The sequence below is a fragment of the Pseudomonas sp. GW823-FHT02C05 genome, from assembly GCF_058797595.1.
This window is the reverse complement of record NZ_JBXAJU010000001.1, coordinates 2,365,002-2,381,813: the sequence shown is the minus strand read 5'-3', so window position 1 is coordinate 2,381,813 and position 16,812 is coordinate 2,365,002. Positions and strand designations below refer to the sequence as shown.

Annotated in this window: 12 protein-coding genes; 1 reads left to right on the top strand and 11 read right to left on the bottom strand. The window is 63.1% G+C overall.

Translation table 11 applies throughout. From position 1 onward, the window contains the following. Window positions 1–133 precede the first annotated feature (133 nt). The 6 genes from AC1RGE_RS10685 to pvdM all read right to left on the bottom strand — a co-directional run bounded on the left by AC1RGE_RS10685 (window position 134) and on the right by pvdM (window position 9,365). Complete coding sequence (locus AC1RGE_RS10685; protein ID WP_053152882.1) at window positions 134–2,566, bottom strand: TonB-dependent siderophore receptor; 2,433 nt, start codon at window positions 2,564–2,566, stop codon at window positions 134–136. A gap of 159 nt (window positions 2,567–2,725) precedes the next feature. Beyond that, a complete protein-coding gene (locus AC1RGE_RS10680; protein WP_236184931.1) occupies window positions 2,726–4,381 on the bottom strand; it encodes a cyclic peptide export ABC transporter in 1,656 nt (551 codons plus the stop codon). 324 nt (window positions 4,382–4,705) lie between these two features. After that, a complete protein-coding gene (locus AC1RGE_RS10675) occupies window positions 4,706–5,725 on the bottom strand; it encodes a GNAT family N-acetyltransferase (RefSeq protein ID WP_492584190.1) in 1,020 nt (339 codons plus the stop codon). 32 nt (window positions 5,726–5,757) lie between these two features. Continuing rightward, window positions 5,758–6,648 carry a dihydropyoverdine dehydrogenase gene (gene pvdO, locus AC1RGE_RS10670; RefSeq protein ID WP_123397515.1) on the bottom strand — a complete coding sequence of 297 codons (891 nt, stop codon included), beginning with the start codon at window positions 6,646–6,648 and terminating at the stop codon, window positions 5,758–5,760. Between the two features lie 47 nt (window positions 6,649–6,695). Further along, complete coding sequence (gene pvdN, locus AC1RGE_RS10665; protein WP_492584188.1) at window positions 6,696–7,982, bottom strand: pyoverdine-tailoring periplasmic protein PvdN; 1,287 nt, start codon at window positions 7,980–7,982, stop codon at window positions 6,696–6,698. A gap of 33 nt (window positions 7,983–8,015) precedes the next feature. Continuing rightward, window positions 8,016–9,365: a pyoverdine-tailoring dipeptidase-like protein PvdM gene (gene pvdM / locus AC1RGE_RS10660; RefSeq protein ID WP_123397513.1), complete on the bottom strand. Its 1,350-nt coding sequence runs from the start codon at window positions 9,363–9,365 to the stop codon at window positions 8,016–8,018. Window positions 9,366–9,538: 173 nt separating this feature from the next. Here pvdM and pvdP point away from each other — a divergent pair, with 173 nt between their 5' ends. After that, window positions 9,539–11,170: a pyoverdine maturation tyrosinase PvdP gene (gene pvdP / locus AC1RGE_RS10655; RefSeq protein ID WP_401261876.1), complete on the top strand. Its 1,632-nt coding sequence runs from the start codon at window positions 9,539–9,541 to the stop codon at window positions 11,168–11,170. Between the two features lie 52 nt (window positions 11,171–11,222). Here the strand turns inward: pvdP and AC1RGE_RS10650 are convergent, their stop codons facing one another. From AC1RGE_RS10650 to AC1RGE_RS10630, 5 genes are all read right to left on the bottom strand, one after another. After that, on the bottom strand, window positions 11,223–11,660 hold the full coding sequence (locus tag AC1RGE_RS10650; protein ID WP_401261878.1) for an SMI1/KNR4 family protein: 438 nt from the start codon (window positions 11,658–11,660) through the stop codon (window positions 11,223–11,225). Window positions 11,661–11,688: 28 nt separating this feature from the next. Further along, window positions 11,689–11,988, bottom strand: coding sequence for a DUF3349 domain-containing protein (locus AC1RGE_RS10645; RefSeq protein WP_342402292.1), 300 nt, complete (start codon window positions 11,986–11,988; stop codon window positions 11,689–11,691). Window positions 11,989–12,105: 117 nt separating this feature from the next. Continuing rightward, on the bottom strand, window positions 12,106–13,497 hold the full coding sequence (locus AC1RGE_RS10640; RefSeq protein ID WP_492584186.1) for an efflux transporter outer membrane subunit: 1,392 nt from the start codon (window positions 13,495–13,497) through the stop codon (window positions 12,106–12,108). Window positions 13,498–13,504: 7 nt separating this feature from the next. Next, window positions 13,505–15,478 carry a MacB family efflux pump subunit gene (locus AC1RGE_RS10635; protein ID WP_492584184.1) on the bottom strand — a complete coding sequence of 658 codons (1,974 nt, stop codon included), beginning with the start codon at window positions 15,476–15,478 and terminating at the stop codon, window positions 13,505–13,507. Continuing rightward, window positions 15,479–16,651: an efflux RND transporter periplasmic adaptor subunit gene (locus AC1RGE_RS10630; RefSeq protein WP_015636412.1), complete on the bottom strand. Its 1,173-nt coding sequence runs from the start codon at window positions 16,649–16,651 to the stop codon at window positions 15,479–15,481. It lies immediately after the preceding gene. Window positions 16,652–16,812: the final 161 nt, after the last annotated feature.

The following is a 16,812-nucleotide window of genomic DNA, read 5'->3' as shown; positions in this document are numbered from 1 at the left end:
CGGCTCCTACGAAAATCCAATACCAATGCGTATGCCGAAGACCGAGGGCGAAACATCAGGTCGATGCTGGCGCTGCGGACAAAAAAATCCCCGCCCCGGTGACCGGAGCAGGGAGGGGTTCAACTGGGGCGAATCAGAAGCTGTATTTGACGTTGAACATGACGTTGCGCGGGTCACCGTAGTAGATCGAATTGTAGGTGCCGATACCGCTGTAATAGGTCCGGTCGAAGACGTTGTTCAGGTTGACCGTGGCCTTGAGGTTCTGGTTGAAGTCATAGCTGCTCATCAGGCCCACAACCGCGTAGCTTGAGCGGGTGAACTTGTGGCTGGGCAGCGGATTGTAGGCGGCATCGGTGAAGGTGTCGTCGACGAACGAGGTCGCGCTCTGCCATTGCATGTTGCCGCCCACGGTGACCTTGTTCAGCTCGGCAGGCAGGCGATAGGTGGTGGCGACTTTGAACAGATGCTGTGGCTGGGTGGTCGCCACACGCTTGTTCTTGGCGTCGTAGGACTCCTGGTAGACGTAGCCGGCGTTGACGTTCCAGTCCGGCAGCACTTCACCTGCCATTTCCAGTTCAACGCCATTGGTGGTAGCGCCCTTGATCGCACGCATGGCCTCGAAGCCGTCGACACCCATGACGCCACTGCTCTCGGCAAGGTTGTCCTGCTTGAGTTGGAACAATGCCATGCTGGCGTTCAGGCGACGGTCGAAGTATTCACCTTTGATCCCCACCTCGTAGCTCTGCCCGGTCAGCGGGTCCAGGGGCTTGCCGTCCGCTCCCAGGTTGTAGGGCTGCGGCTTGAAAATGTCGGTGTAGCTGGCATAGACCGTGTGGTGGTCGTCCAGGTCATAGGTGACGCCGGCATAGGGAATGACTTCCCCGGAATTGGTGGTGGAGATGCGTGGCAGTTGGCGAAGGGCGTTGACCCGATCGATCTGCCAGTCGTAGTCGTTGACCCGGGCGCCGAGAATGAAGTTGAGGGCATCGGTGGGCTTGAGAATGACCGCCGCGTAGGAAACCTTCTGTGTGCTTTTCACGTCGAAGGTCGACCACCAGGCCCAGTCAGTTGGATAGGGTTCGCTGTTATCCCAGTTCAGTACGTTGTCAATGGTACTGGAGCTGGTGCCATCGGTACGTTTGGACATGGTGGTGGCATGGGAGTAGTTGTAGCCGAACACCAGTTCGTGGGTCCTGCCAAACAGCGCGAACGGACCCTTGGCATAGGCATCGAAGGACTTCTCGTCGCTGTTGGAGTCGAAGTTGGTCACGCCGCCCGGCGGCAGGTAGCCATAGTCCTGGCTGTTGTCTAGGTTGACGTGCTCGCTGGACATGCCGGCGATGATTTCCCGCGAGGTGTATTTGCGCGCATTGACCGTCGCCTTGAAGGTCCAGTCATTGTCGAACTGGTGATCGAGGCCGACAAAGGCATGCTGGGTTTCCTGGTTGCGGTAGGCGTACTTGTCAGCCGGGTTGGTGGAGCGGGAAAACTTGATCCGATTCCCGTTCTTGTAAAACACCGGCAAGCTGGTGTTGGTCGTGGCGTCGTTGTTGTTCTTCTGGTAGTCGTAGCCGACGCTGAGGGTGGTGGAATCGCTCAGGTCGCCTTCGAGAATGCCGTAGAAGACGTTCTGCTCACCTTTCTGATAGTCGATGAAACTGTTGCGCTTGCCGGTCCCGGCCACCATCCGCCCGCGTATCGCACCACCTTCTACCAGGGGGCCGGAGACATCCACTTCGCTGGTATAGCGGTCCCAGGAGCCAGCGCCTGCGGCGATGTGGCCCTGGAATTCCCGGGTGGGGCGCTTGCGCACCATGTTGATCACCCCGGACGGATAACCGATGCCGTTGACCAGGCCGGTGGCACCCTTGAGCACTTCGATGCGGTCGTAGATCAGGGTATTGCCGATGCTGTAGTTGTCGCGGATGTTGCCGCCGTCGGTGCCCAGGCTGGGAATACCGTCGTACTGGAAGTTCTGGATTTCAAAGCCCCGCGAGTAATACACGTAGCCTTCGGAACTCTCGCGGTTAACCGTGATACCGGGGGTCTGTTGCATGACTTGCGCCAGTTCGGTCAGCCCTTGATCATCCATTTGCTGGCGGGTGATGACGCTCACCGACTGTGGCGTTTCGCGCAGCGAAAGGTCCAGACGAGTGGCCGAATTGCTTTGCCCTGTGGTGTAGGAACCGGTCCCCTCGGTGGTGCTCCCCAGCCCTTGAGTGGAAATGTTCGTGGTCCCCAACTGCACGGACCCGCCGCTTTGCCCCAGGGTCACTGTGTTGCCTTGCCGCTGGTAGGTCACCCCGGTTCCCTGCAGCAGCTGTGTCAGGGCCTGGTCGGGTTGCAACGAGCCCTTGATTGCCGTGCTGCGCTTGCCCTGAACGCTGTCCTGGTTGTAGAGCACCTGCAGGTCGGCTTGCTGGCCGAACGTCTGCAGGGCGTTGCCCAGGGACTGTGCAGGAATATCGAAGTTGGCTTGCTGGGCTTGTACCTGGGCGGCACAAGGCAGCGCCAGTACGGCCCCAAGCAGATACGACCGCAAGTTCGGCCGCAGCGCATGACGCATGAGCAGGGCTTTTTTAAGGGGGGTGAGTCCAAGAGGTGCTGGCATGTTCATTTGCTCTTATTAAAGCGGCAATGGGAATTCATTTTAAATGTGAATGTTTCTCAAACTTACTATGAGACGTTCGACTTCCCGAAAACCGGAAAGCCGATACGTAAAAAATCAGGCGGGTTCGAGTTCGCAACTGACCTTGCCTGCCTCCATTCGAACCAACTGGTCGGCAATGTCGAAATAGCGATCGTCGTGGGAGATAACGATGATGGTCTTGCCCATGCGCTTGAGATCCGGCAACAGCTCGGTGTAGAAAATGCGCCGGAAGGTCGGGTCCTGGTCAGCAGCCCATTCGTCGAACACCAGCACCGGGCGCTCCTCGATCCAGGCGTTGACCAGTGCCAGTCGCTTGCGTTGCCCGGTGGACAGGTCGGTGGTGGTGAAAGCCCCGTCGCGGATGCTCACCTTGTGCCCGATCTCCAGGCGCCGCAGATACTGCTCGGCATCTTCGGGCAGTTGTTCGCCACCCTGGACCAAGTCATCGAACAGGTAGTAGTCGGCAAAGATGGTGGTGAACAGTTGTCGATAGTCGTCGCGAGTCTCGGCGGTGACCGCGCTGCCGTTAAGCCGGATCTCGCCTTCCTGGGGTCGGTACAGGCCCAGCAGCAGCTTGATCAGAGTGGTCTTGCCGCAGCCGTTTTCGCCGACGATGAACACGATGTCGCCCTGGTTGATCCGCAGGTTCACCGGGCCCAGGGCAAAGGGCGCACTGCCTTCCACGGCAGGAAAGGCATAGCGCACATCGTGCAGTTCCAGGCTGTGCACCACCTGGGGCTGGGTCGCGGTTTCACTGAGCAGCAGGTGCGGTTCGGGCGAGGAGAAGCGCTCCGACAGCTCGGCGATGCGGCGGAAGGCCACCTGTGCCCGGCTGACGATCGGCAGGTTGCCTATCAGCAATTCCAGGGGGCCCTTCATGTACAGCAGCACCAGGACGAAACCGCTCATCACCGCGCGGTCGTTGTTGGGCCAGAAGGACTGCAGGGCCAGCGCCAGGCCGATGACCACGAAAAAAAGCATGGAGCCGAAGGTCTTGGCGACAATGAAAATGTTCACCGACTCGATCTGTTTGTTGCAGATGTGCTCGGCGCTGTGCTTGATCCGCTGGTTGAACATGCGGTTGCGTCGCGGCCGGTGGATGCGCAGCTCCTTGGCGCCGTCGGCAATGGCGTTGTAGTGCTTTTGCAGGTTGTCCTCTTCATCCCGGGCGTCCATGAACCCCTTGATGCCCTTGGTCTGCGCGACAAACTGCACGCTGCAGCCAATCACGATGGCCACCAGCATCAGCAGGAACATCGGCCATGAGAGCAGGGCCAGGTAACCCAGGCAGCCCAGGGTCACGGTCAGGGAAATGGCCAGTGGCGCGAAGGCGAAGGCGAAGTCGCTGATGGTGTCGATGTCGTGGGTCAGTACCGGGATCAGGCGATGGCTGCGATAGCGTTCGATCTGCTCGATGGGCGCGCTCAGGACTTTTTCCCCCAGGTCTTTGCGCAGCTTGCTGATGATGTGCTGGCCGACGTAGTTGCTGCCGATGTCCGACAGAATCGAACACAGCAGCGCCAGCAGGCACAGCCCGGCGAAGGTCAGGACCACGCCGCGGCTGAGGCCGTCGGCGCCGTTCAGGGCCTGATTGATGGTCGCCAGCAGGACAGTGATGCTCAGGCCACCGATGATGCCCAGCACGATCGAGAGGGCCACTGTGGGCCAGAAAGGTTTGAGCAGGCCCAGCAGGTCACGGATGGCGCTGCGGCTACGCGGAGGGCTGTTCATGATGACTCCTGGTTCAAGCACGGATAAGGGCGGGTGAGAGGCGGTTTGCGTTGGGGCATGGGGGCCGGGGTGCAGCCGTCGGGTTCATCTGGTGCGCTTCCTCTGCAATAGATCGAAATACGGGCAATGGTCCGGGGTGCACAGCGCTGCGCGGCGTGCTGATTGCTTCAGTGCCAGGCTTGAGGAGGCTGTCGCGCTCGGGGCGGGGCTTGACTCAAGACCGTTGCAGAGAAGACGAAGTGGCGCTGGGGGGATTTAGCGCCGGCCATGCGTTGGGCCATGCGCCGGTCGCTGCAGGGTGGCTGCAGCGACCGTGCGATCAGGTCAAAGTGGCCGATCGAAGAAGAACTCGCGCTCCAGGCGCAGCAGCGCAGCCTTCTTGTGGGCCAGCTGGATGTCCTTCAAGTGACCGAAGCCCTGGGACTTGAGGAAGTCGATCTGCCGATCATGGTCGATGCGCGGTTCGCCGAGGATGCGCTGGGTGCGTGGGTCATCCAGGAACATGTAGTGCATCAGCGAATTGAACCAGCCCTTGAGCTTGCCGATGCCCTGGTGCTTGTTCTCGCCCACCACCACGTGCCAGCCGCGGTCGTGGTCCTGCACGTCGTAGTAAGGGGCGATGCGGTCTTCCTTGCACCAGTAGACTTCGAAGTAGGCGAAAGGCTCGTCGTCGTAGCAGCCGATCAGCGGGTGGACGCGTGGGTCTGCCAGCATGTCTTGCAAGTAGGCGGCATGCTCGTCGAGGCTTCCCGCTTGCTCCCAGAAGAACGCCACCTGCTCCAGGTTCATCCAGCGATTGAAGGCTTGCAGGTCACGATCCGGGTCGATGGTGCGCAGGCTGAATTCGGTGTTCAGCCCCGGCAATCGGCGGCGGTACACCTCGCCCTGAGGTAGCGGCGGGCGTTGTGGGTGACGTTTCTCGCCGCTGAACTGGTAGAAGGGTGCGGTGTGGGCGCTGGCCGGAGCACTGAGCCAGGGGAGCGGGTGCTGCCAGAACGTACTGCGTCGGCACTGCAGTTCCACCTGGTGGGCATCCGCGCTGAGCAAGGTGTCAAAGACCCCCTGGCGAATGGCCGACACCGCAAAGTCGCGGCTGGCACGCAGGCGAACCCGCGCCAGGGCGGACTTTTTCTTGTAGCAGAAATGCCCGCCGAGCAGGGCCAGCAGCGCGCTGGCCGGATAGTTGGGCGCAATCTCGCCGCTGATCTCGATCAGTTCGCCATCGCTGCGAAAGGTCAGTGCCGCGAAGCCCTCGGTGTGCAGGCTGCCCTGATTCTCTTCGGCGTCATGCACACTGGCGGTGGAACCGTCGCTCAGCGACAGGGTGAACAAAGCTGCTTTCATTGTGTGTCTCCGTCAGTCGATGAGGGGAAGGGTCAAAGGTCGCGGGCAACCCGGAACCCCAGCCAGTCACCACGATCGGTGGGGTAGATGTTGTTGCGGTTGCCTGAGCGGGAAAAAATCGGCGCTTCGGTCCAATCGTTGCCGCGCATCTGCAGGACGCTGCAGTTGGGCTCGGTCCAGGCGCTGCCGTCGGTGGGGGCGCCGACATAGTTCTCATGCCAGCAGTCGGGGGTGAACTCGTAGACATTGCCGTGCATGTCGTAGACGCCGAAGGCGTTGGGGGGGAAGGAACCGGCTGGCGAGGTGAAGCTGAAGCCGTCTTCCGGGCCGTAGGTGTTGGCGTGCTTGGCGATGCTGTACTCCTTGCCCTCGTCGAAAGGGAAGGGGAAGGGGCCGGTGCTGCCGGCGCGGGCCGCATATTCGCGCATGGCTTCGCTGACGATGAAGTAATGCTGGCCGGTGCGCTTGGACAGCCAGGCGGTGTAGGCCTGGGCTTCGTTGAAGTCCATGCACACCGCCGGTTGGCGTGGACCGACTTCGTAGCGGGGTTTGCCGGCCTTGCATTCACGACCGGGACGAGTGTCGCCGTCGGGCATGCGGTAGCCGGTTTCCCGCAGGTAGGTCGCCCATTCGCCGGCCAGGACCTGGAAACGCCCGATGGCGAAAGGTTTGGCGAAGGTCACTTCATGCATCGGACCCTCATCCTCCTGGCGGCCGACCTCGTCAGCGGGGGTGCCCATGGTGAAGGTGCCAGCGGGCAGCACCACCATTTCCGGGCAGTCCTTGCAGTCCTTGAACACCTTGCCCGGCTGGGGCGAGGCGGCGGCCTGGGCGGCGGTCGGCAGGAACAGGCTCAGCAGCAGGGCCAGCGAGAGGCTGGCCAGGGCCGGGCGGTGGGCGGTACTCAGTGAATGCTGTTTCATCATGACTCTCTTTTTAAAAGTGACACAGGGCGCAAGGAGGGGCGGTTTCAAACCTTTTTGCGCAACAGGTCCATGAGGCGATCGATCTGTTGTTCGTCGTTGAGCAGGCCAGGCGCGGTACGGATCACTGGGCCCACATCGCGGTCCACGGCATCGACCACCACCCGATTGGCCATCAGGTAGGCGGCGACCTTGTCGCAGTCCTGATTCTTGACCCGGAAGAAGGTGAAACCCGCCGACAGCTCGGGGCTCAGGGGAGTGACCAGCTCCACTTGGGGCAGCTCCTGCAGACGCTGCTTGAGGTAGCTGTTGAGGGCGTGGATGCGCGCCTGGACCTCGGCCTTGCCCAGTTGCAGGTGCAGCTTGAAGGCCTCATCCAGGGCCCAGCGATGTTCAAAGGCGTGGTAGCCGCCGGGGGTCATGCTGGTGCCGAAATTGTTGTCCTCGGAAAAGGTCGGCACGCTGGGAGTGACGTTCTTGAGCTCCTCGGAGCCGGCACAGATGATCCCGGTACCGCGGGGGCCGAACATCCACTTGTGGGTGCCGGCGATGAAGAAGTCGCAGTGCATGTCGGGAAAGCTCAAGTCCTCCACGCCAAAACCGTGGACCCCATCGACCACGTAGAGGATCTGCTGCGGTTCATCACGCTGGCGATTGAGTTCCTCCACCAGTTTGCCAATCTCGCCGATTGGCAGTTTCACGCCGCTGCCCGACTGCACCCAGGTCATGCCCAGGACCCGGGTATTGGGGCGGATGCTGCGCTTGATCGAATCCAGGATTTCATCGCTGGAGACCCGGTGCGGGTCCTTGAACAGGCTGATCTTGCGCACTTGGGTACCCTGTTTGCGTACCCGGTATTCCAGGCTGTACTCGGTGGCGTAGTGCTCGTGCACCGTGGTCAGGATTTCCTGCTCGGGCCTTACGTGAATACCGCCATAGATCATCGCCAGGCCTTCGCTGGTGCTGCCGGTGAGGGCGATCTGGCCGGGCTTGGCTTGCAGATAGCGGCCTGCCCACTGGCGGACTTCGGCTTCGCGTTTCCAGGGTTCCTGCAGGTCCCAGTCCATGGTCAGCCCGGGGTTGCGATCGATGTTGGCGCGATGCCGTTCGATGGCTTCACGCACGGGCCTTGGGTGCGAGGTCACCAGGAAATTGGAGAAGTGCAGGTAGTTCGGGTCCTGATCGAACAGCAGGCGCAGTTGCGCCCATGGGTCCTTGGGCGTGGGCGCCGGGGCGCTAGCGCTAGTGCCGGACGCTGCCAGGGCGCCGGCGCCCAGAGGCAGGCCGGCGGCGAGGATGCCGGCCTGTTTGAGAAATGTACGGCGATCGGTCATGAGCTCATTTCACTGGTTGGCAAAAGGGGAGGATCAGTGGTTGGCCAGGGGCTTGGCGGACTTCTGCACCTGCTCCCAGACTCGCAGGAAGTTGCCGCCCCAGAGCTTGGCGATATCTGCTTCGCTGTAGCCGCGCTGCAGCAGTTCGGCGGTGATGTTGCGGCCCTCGCTGACGTCCTTCCAACCGTCCAGGCCGCCGCCGTCGTTGAAGTCCGAGCTGATACCGACGTGGTCGATGCCGATCTTCTTCACCGCGTAGTCGATGGCGTCGCCGAAGTCCTTGAGGGTGGCCTTGGGTTCTGCTTCGACGATGCTGTACAGCTCGCCGGCGTACTCGCCGAAACGCTGCTCGGGCCACACGGTGATGATGGCGTCGCCGGGCATCAGGGCCATTTCCAGCCCGGTCAAGGGTTGCAGGTCGAAGCGGGCGCGCAGGGCGTTGAGCTTGTCCCGGGTCGCTTGGCTCAGGGGGCGGATATAGGTGGGAAAACCGACGATCTGCACCACGCCGCCGCTGTCCTTGATCAACTGCATTTCCTTGTCGCTGAGGTTGCGCGGGATATCCACTAGGGCCCGGGGCGCCGAGTGCGAAGCGACGAAGGGCGCGCGGCTGAGCTGGCTGACTTGCTCCAGGGCCTTGCTCGACATCTGCGACACGTCGATGATCACCCCCAAATCGTTGAGCCGGCGCACGGCCTGCTGGCCCAGGTCGGACAGCCCGCCCAGGGCATCCGGGGTGTCGTTGAAGAACGGCAGTGGCCGCGAGGAATCGGACCAGGCGTTGTTGCCTACATAGCTGAAACCGAACATGCGCATGCCACGGGCAGTCCAGAGATCGAGCTGGTTGAGATCGGTGCCCAGCGGGTAGGCGTTGAGCATGCTGAGGAACACCGCGAACTTGCCTTCACCATTGAGGCGGCGGAACTCTTCCGGGGTGTGGGCGATGGCCACCTGGTTGGGGAAATCGCGGACCATGCCGGTGAGAATCTTGTAGCGAGCTTCCTGTTCATTACGCGCGGCGTCGACAAAGCCCGCCGTTGGGCGATGAGGGGCATTTGGGCCGTTCCAGATTTCCGGCCAGCCAAAGATCGTCAGGGCTGCGCCGGACAGGCGCCCGCGTCCGGCCTTGGCCAGGTCGAACTGGCCGCTGCCGTCCTTGTCGGCCTCGTTGCCGGCACTGCCGAAATCCAGGGGCACGGTAATGTGGCTGTCGAAGGAGAGGATGCGCTCCTGCAGTTCTTCTGCCTGCTTCATCACCTTGACCGGGTAGCCGGGGTTGTCCCTGAACCAGTAGTCCCAGGCCAGGAAGCCGGCGCCGGCGCCAATCGCCAGGGCCAGCGGCAGGCCAATGTAAAGAGCCTTCTTCGAACGTGGTTTTGTCATTGCCATCTCAGTCGGATTCGCCGTCAAGGTGCAGGCACAGGGGCCTTTGCTATCTGGGAAGAACGAGCCAGTGACGAGGAAATTTAAGCCTCCTGCGCGGGCGGTAAATTTCCTGGGGCAATAAACGTTCTAGCTTGGATAAAGCCTGCATCAGGGCTGACACAGGTAGGGCAATGACGATTTCTCGACGAGGGTTCATGGCGGGCTTGGCGCTGACTGGCGCTGCAGTGCCGGCGGCGTTTTACGTGCATCGCGAGTTGACGCGTGAGGAAGAGTTTCCCGTCACCCCGGGCGAAGCCACGGTGGACCTGGCAGACACCGCCGGGCAACGCTTGGCGGACCAATTGCGGGGCGTCTGGAGCATTCGCTTCGAAGGTGCCGATGCCGGGCTCGACGGCTTGCCGCGCCAGGGGCTGGAGCTGTTCCTCGACATCGCCCAGCGCGGTCGCGGCCTGCGCGGCTACCTGGACACCGCCGAAGGCCTGCGTGGCGCGGCCGAGCCGCGTTACCGGATTGTCGGTGATCTGGTGAGCCCGCAGCCGGGTGAAATGTACTGGCGCCTGGTTCCGGTCTCGGCGGCGGACGGCGCCGCCGCCTATGAATTCAAGATGAGCCTGGATGAGGTCTGGGCCGATTTCGCCAATGCCGGCAGCGGCACCCTCAGTGGCCGTGTCGAGCGCCTGGACCGGCCTCTGGCGTTGCCTGCCCTGGATAACCGCTTTGTCGCCACCAAGCAGATGTTTCCCGAGGCTCGCCAGCGTATCGGCCTGAACCCGACGCTGCAGGCCTGGCTGGTGTCGCCCGAGCATCGTTTGTTCCACCAACTGTGGCACGCGACCCGGGACAAGTGGCACCGGCTTTCCGAAGAGAAGCGTGACGCCCTGCGCGGCATCGGCTGGCAGCCCGGTCCCCGGGGGCAGGAGCGCGATGCGCGCGGTCCGAAGAAGGATCGCAACGGCTCGGGCATCGATTTCTTCTTCATGCACCGGCACATGCTGGGCACGGCGCGTTCCATGCAGGATTTGCCGTCCTGGCAGCATTTCCCCCTGCCGCAGCCGGAACTGCTGCGTGATCGCCTGGGCTTCGCCCGCTATTTTGACAACTATGACGGCGGTTCCTTGCCCCCGGCGTGGCTGGCCGATGACGATGACGACTACAGCCAGTGGGTCAGCGACATCAAGGCCGGCGAGACCTACCACAGCAACTTCCAGGTCTGGGAGTCGCAGTACCGCAACCCGCGCTACCTGGCGAACCTGACCCTGGGTCAGTTCGGCTCGGAGATTGAACTGGGCCTGCACGACTGGCTACACATGCGCTGGGCCTCGGTGCCGCGTGATCCTTCCAGCGGTGCACCGGTGCCCATGGCCCGCGATCCGGCGGACTTTTCCCCGCGCTGGTACCAGCCGGAAAACGACTTTCTCGGCGACCCGTTTTCTTCCCATGTCAGCCCGGTGTTCTGGCGTTTCCATGGCTGGATCGACGACCGCCTGGAGGACTGGTTCCGCGCCCACGAGCGTTTCCATCCCGGCGAGCTCAAGCGTCTGGAAGTCAATGGCGTGCCCTGGTTCGCCCCGGGGCGCTGGGTCGAGGCCGGCGATCCCTGGCTGGGGCCGGTGACCCACGGTTGCAGCACTATCCCTGGATTGCAGACCGGAAAGACCGTGGAGATGGACCCGGAAACCATGAAGCTGGCCCTGCGCATCACCTTTATCGAGGATGAAAAGCAGTTGGCCGATCTGCTGCGCAAGGTGCCGCGCCGGCCCTGGTATGCGCGGCATTTGAAGGTCAGGCAGCGGCTGCTGTAGTGGCGCCGGACTGATCGCGAACTTCGAGTCTGGAGGTCGTTGCTAGGGGTGTTCAGATCGAAAGGGCCACTTCGGCCAGGAAGCTGAACAGTTCTGGGTATCCGGTCTGCTGCCATGCTTGGGTTTCATGATCAAAAATGCACACCTCTGCCAGGCATTGGTTATTTTCAATCCGGAAGCCGTAGAAGTCGCCGCAGCCGTTCTCTGAAAACAACAGATGACACTTGCCAATCAGTGGGTGTTGTCGATTGATTCTGGCCAGGTTGAAATCGCTGTCTCTGTCCAGTGAGTAGACGATTCCCAAGGCAAAGTAGCCGCCCCCATGCTTCAGCAGGAACTGGCGGTACTCGACAGGAAGTCGCAGCGCCAGGTCATTTTGAGCCTCGGTGATGTCCTCCTCGGTGGCGGCGCTGTCCGAAGGGAGCTCAAACCAGATCGGATGGAGGTTCTTCTTGGCATTCAGCAGTTGTTCAAATTCACTGAAGTTCATTGTCCTGGTCTTCTTGAGGGGCGAGGCATCAGGTGTCGGCCAGTGTTTCAGACGCTCCGTGATGGTTCAGGAGCCGAGCTAGCGATTCTATGTCCTGAGCTTTCGGTTTCTTGCTGGTCACGGCCTCGTAGATCTCGTTGAGCACCAGATCCGGGTCCTTGTGGGTGAGCTGCGAGATGACATTCGCCAGGTTCCGATCTGACAGATGTTCATACAGCACTGCCAGAAGAGGAGGGTAATCGGTTGGGCTGACTCCGTTCGGGAATGCTCTTTTCAGCATCGACAGCACGTCTGCCAGGGCGGCGTCCAGCTCGGTTCCAAGGGGCATGGTGGGGGCGTTGCTCGCGTCTGTGGGTGGTCGGACGATTCTAGGTCATCAGCGCCCTGGCCGTCGCTGCGACGATGGCCAGTGGTGATACCGCTGGCCATGCGAGCCTTTGGTGATTCATTGATTCCAGCCGCCACCCAGGGCCTTGTACAGGGCAATGCTCGACTGCAGCCGTGACAGCCGCAGTTGCACGTTCTGATCCTGGGCGGCGTACAGGGTGCGCTGGGTTTCCAGCACGGTCAGCAGGTCTTCGGCGCCTGCCTGGTAGCGGCTCTGGGCAATCTCGAAGGCCCGTTGCGCCTGATTCAACTCCTCGCTCTGCCACTGGCGTTGCTGGTCCAGGCCGCGAATGCTGTTGAGGGCTTTTTCCACATCGGCAAAACCATTGATGATCGCCCCGCGATAGCTTTCCAGCAGTTCTTCCTGCTGGGCCGTGGCCTTGTCCCGTTCGGCGCTCAGGCGCCCGGCGTTGAAGATCGGTGCCACCAGCCCCGCGCCGAGGTTGTAGAAGGGACTGCGCAGCAGATCCGGGGCGTGACTGGCGCCGGAGCCGAGGCTGGCGCTCAGGGTCACGCTGGGCAACATGGCCGCCCGCGCCACTTTGACATCGGCCTGGGCTGCGGCCAGTCTGGCTTCGGCGCTGGCAATGTCCGGGCGCCGGGTCAACAGGTCGCTGGGGACTCCGGCGTTTATGTTCGGCCATTGCAGCTCGGCGAAGCCCTGGTTGCCCAGGCGCAGGTCCTGCACCGGTTGCCCGAGCAGGGCGGCCAGGGTGATCCGTGCTTCCTCGGCCTGTTGCTGCACCAGTGGCAACTGACGTTGCTGGGCGGCGACCAGGCTGCGTTGCTGGGCCAGTTCCAGGGCAGTGGCCGAGCCCGAGTCGTAGCGGGTTTGCACCAGTTTGAGCACGCTCAGGGCGTTGTCCAGGTTCAGCCGAGCGATTCGGCTTTGTTCGCTCAGCGCCAGCGCCTGCGTGTAGCTGTTGGCCACGCCACTGAGCAGGGTCAGTTCCACCGTGGCCTGGTCGAATTCGCTGGCCTTGACGCCCAGGAGGGCGCTGTCGCGGGCGGCGTGGCGGCCGCCCCAGAAGTCGATCTCGTAGCTGGCGCCGAGGCTGGCGTCGAAATAGTCCACGGCCTTGCTGTCGCTGGTGGCGTCCAGTTGGCTGTAGCCCTTGCCGCGCAGCAGTTTCTGCCGGTTGGCGTTGAGCCCGCCCTTGAGCTCGGGCAGCAGTGGCGCGCCGGCGATCACCGCGCTGGCCTGGGCCTGGCGTACCCGCGCCATGGCTGCGGCGAGGTCGAAGCTGCCATCGCGGGCCTGGGCGATCAGGCGGTCCAGGTCCGGGCTGGCGAACTGGCTCCACCATTGCCGGTGGTCGGCCTGGGCCGCGGGGGAGGCGCTTGCATGCCAGGTGGTAGGGGCTTGCAGGCCGCTGTCCGGGCGTGATCCGGGGGCGCTGCAAGCCGCCAGCAAGATGCTGGCAGCAACAAGGGTCAGGGATGCTTTCATCAATCGATCATTCACTGGTAAGGGCCGTGACCGGGTCGAGCCGGGCAGCTTTGCGGGCCGGCATGAAGCCGAAGATGACACCGGTGGCCAGGGCGCAGGCGAAGGCGCCGAGCACTGCGGCCAGGGAGAAGGCCACCGCCACTTCGCTGAGGATCAGGATGCCGCCGATGAGCATGGCCACGCCGATGCCGGCCAGGCCGCCGACCACCGAGAGCATCACCGCTTCGGTGAGGAACTGGCGCAGGATGTCGCGCTGGCGGGCACCGGTGGCCATGCGAATACCGATTTCCCGGGTGCGTTCGCGCACGGTCATGAGCATGATGTTCATCACCCCGATGCCGCCCACCAGCAGCGAGATCGCGGCGATGGCGCCGAGCATCAGCGACAGGGTGTTCTGGGTCCGGGCCTCGGCCTGGATCATCGCGGCGTTGTTGGTCAGTTCATAGTCGCGCTTGCCGTTGTGCAGGCGCAGCATCAGTTGGTCGATGGCTTGTTCGGCTTCCTTGACCTTGCCGGCATCGGCGGCGACGATGGCCACGTATTCCGGGTTGCGACTGCCAAACAGTCGAGTGCTGGCGGCGGAATAGGGCACGGCGATACGGTCGTCGCTGTCCTGGTCGCCGGAGCTTGCACCTTTGCCCATCAGCACGCCGACCACCTGGAAGGGCGCGTTTTCGATCAGGATGTACTGGCCGATGGGGTTGGCGACATCTTTTAGCAGTTTCTCCCGGACCTTCTTGCCGATCACTGCCACTGCGGCGCCGGCATGTTCGTCGGCCTCCGTGAAGTAGCTGCCTTCCACTACCGGCCAGTTGAAGATATGCGGGAAGTTGGTGTCGTTGCCGCCGACATAGCTCATGTGATCGGCATTGCCGAAGCGCACTACGGCTTCCGATCCATTGACCGGCATGATGCGCTTGACCTGGGGCAGGGTGGCCACGGCGGCGACATCGTCGAGGCTGATGATGCCTTGCGGCGCGCGCGGGTTGGGCGCGTGTCCGCTGAGATAAATGATGTTCGAGCCAAACGCCCCCATCTGCGCCATCACCTGGCGCTTGCTGCCTTCGCCCACCGCCAGCATCACCACCACCGAGGCCACGCCGATGATGATCCCCAGCAGGGTCAGGGCGGTGCGGAAGCGGTTGATCCACATCACCCGCCAGGCGGCCTGTATGGCTTCCAGCAATTCGCCTTTCCAGGCACCGGTGGGCTCGCTGCCGTCGGCCAGGCGCTGGCGCAGGTCCACGGCTTGCAGGGCGCCGGTGTTGGCGCTCAGTTGTACCGAGGGATCGCTGGTGGCGGTGTCGCTGATGATCTCGCCGTCGCGGATCTCGATGATGCGCTTGGCCCGGGCCGCCACTTCGCGGTCGTGGGTGATGAGGATCACCACGTGGCCCTGGCTGGCCAGTTCGTCCAGCAGGGCCATGACTTCGGCGCCGCTGTGGCTGTCCAGGGCGCCGGTAGGTTCGTCGGCGAGGATGATGTGGCCGCCGTTCATCAGGGCGCGGGCGATGGACACTCGCTGCTGCTGGCCACCGGACAATTGATGCGGGCGGTTGCCGCTGCGGCTGGCCAGGCCCAGGCGCTCCAGCAGGGCGGCGGCGCGGGCGTGGCGTTCGGCGGCCGGGGTGCCGGCGTAGATGGCCGGCATCTCGACGTTTTCCTGGGCCGAAGCCGAGGGGATCAGGTGGTAGCCCTGGAACACGAAGCCAAAGGCTTCGCGGCGTAGCCAGGCCAGTTCGTCGCTGTCCAGGTGAGCCACGTTCTCCCCGGCGAACAGGTACTCGCCCGAGGTCGGGCGGTCCAGGCAGCCGAGGATGTTCATCAGCGTCGACTTGCCGGAGCCCGAGGCGCCGACGATGGCGACGAACTCGCCGGCGTGGATCGACAGGTCGATGCCCCGCAGGACATCGACCTGCGGGCTGTCGCCGCCGCCGTAGGATTTGCGGATGTTCCTGAGGTCGATCAGAGGCGTCTGCATTCAACCCCCGCTGCTGTTGGCCGGGCCGATCAGCAGATGATCACCTTCGTTCAAGCCGTCGAGGATCTGGATGCGCAGGCGGTCGCTGATGCCGACCCGGACCTTGCGTTCGTCGATCGAGCCGTTCTTGGCCACTACCCGAGCCATCTGCAGGTCCGGCTCGGTACTGCCGTGCAGGGCGGCGATGGGGGCGGTGAGCACATTTTTTGCCTGATTGGCGACGAAGAACACCTGGGTGGTCATTTCCGCCATCAGGGCGTTGTCGGCGTTGTCCACGTCCAGCAGCACGGTGTAGAGCACCACCCGGCCGCTGCCGCTCTTGCTGGTGCTGTTGGGGCTGCCGCTGCCCTGGCTGGATTCGTTGAGGGGCTTGGGCGGGATCGGCAGGATCTGCCGCACAGTGCTGGTCCAGCGCCGGTTGCCGCCGCTCAGGGTGGTGAAGTAGGCGTGCATGCCGGGTTTGACGTGGCCGATATCGGCTTCCGAGACTTCGGCCCAGACGGTCATGGGCGACAGCTTGGCGATACGCAGGATCAACGGGGTCTGCTGCTGGGCGTTGAGGGTCTGGCCTTCGCGGGCGTCCACCGCGACCACGGTGCCGGACATGGGCGCATAGATGCGCGTGTAGCCCAGTTCGGCCTGGTCGCTGCGCAGGCTGGCCTGGGCCTGGCGGATCTGCGCCTTGTACATGTCGATCCGCGCCTGGGTGGCCTTGAGTTCGGCCTGGGCGGTCTGTACGTCTTCCTCGCGGGTGGCGCCGCCGGCCGCCAGGTTCTGCTGGCGCTGGTACTTCTGCCGGGCCAGCTGGTTCTGGGCGTACTGCTCCTGCAACTGGGCCTGCAGGTTCTCGATGGAGAAACGGCTGGCGTCGAGTTTTGCCTGCTGGGTGGAGGGGTCGATCTCCACCAGCAACTGGCCTTCCTTGACCTGATCACCGGATTCGACGTGGATCTTGCGGATCTGCCCGGACGCCTGGGCGCCCACATCCACGTAGCGGCGTGGCTGCAAGGTGCCCAGGGCGGTGACGCTGCTTTCTATATCGCCGCGGCTCACTTGCACGGTGGTGAACTGGTCACGGCCTGCCGGGATGAACTTCCAGGCAGCGATGGCAACAACGGGGATCACACACAGTGCGGCAAGCAGGGCGCGTCGGGTAGGGCGAGGACGTTTCATGCAGGGTTCCGGCCAGGGGATATCGGCCCGTCACAACGGCCAGCTGCACAAGGGGCAGCCAGGCTTGCGGCTGCCGCAGGAACGGCAGAGACGGGGAGCTGTCAGGTAAACGAGATGCCGGGGGGGGAATTTAACTGCCGACACATGGCGTTACAGCTGTC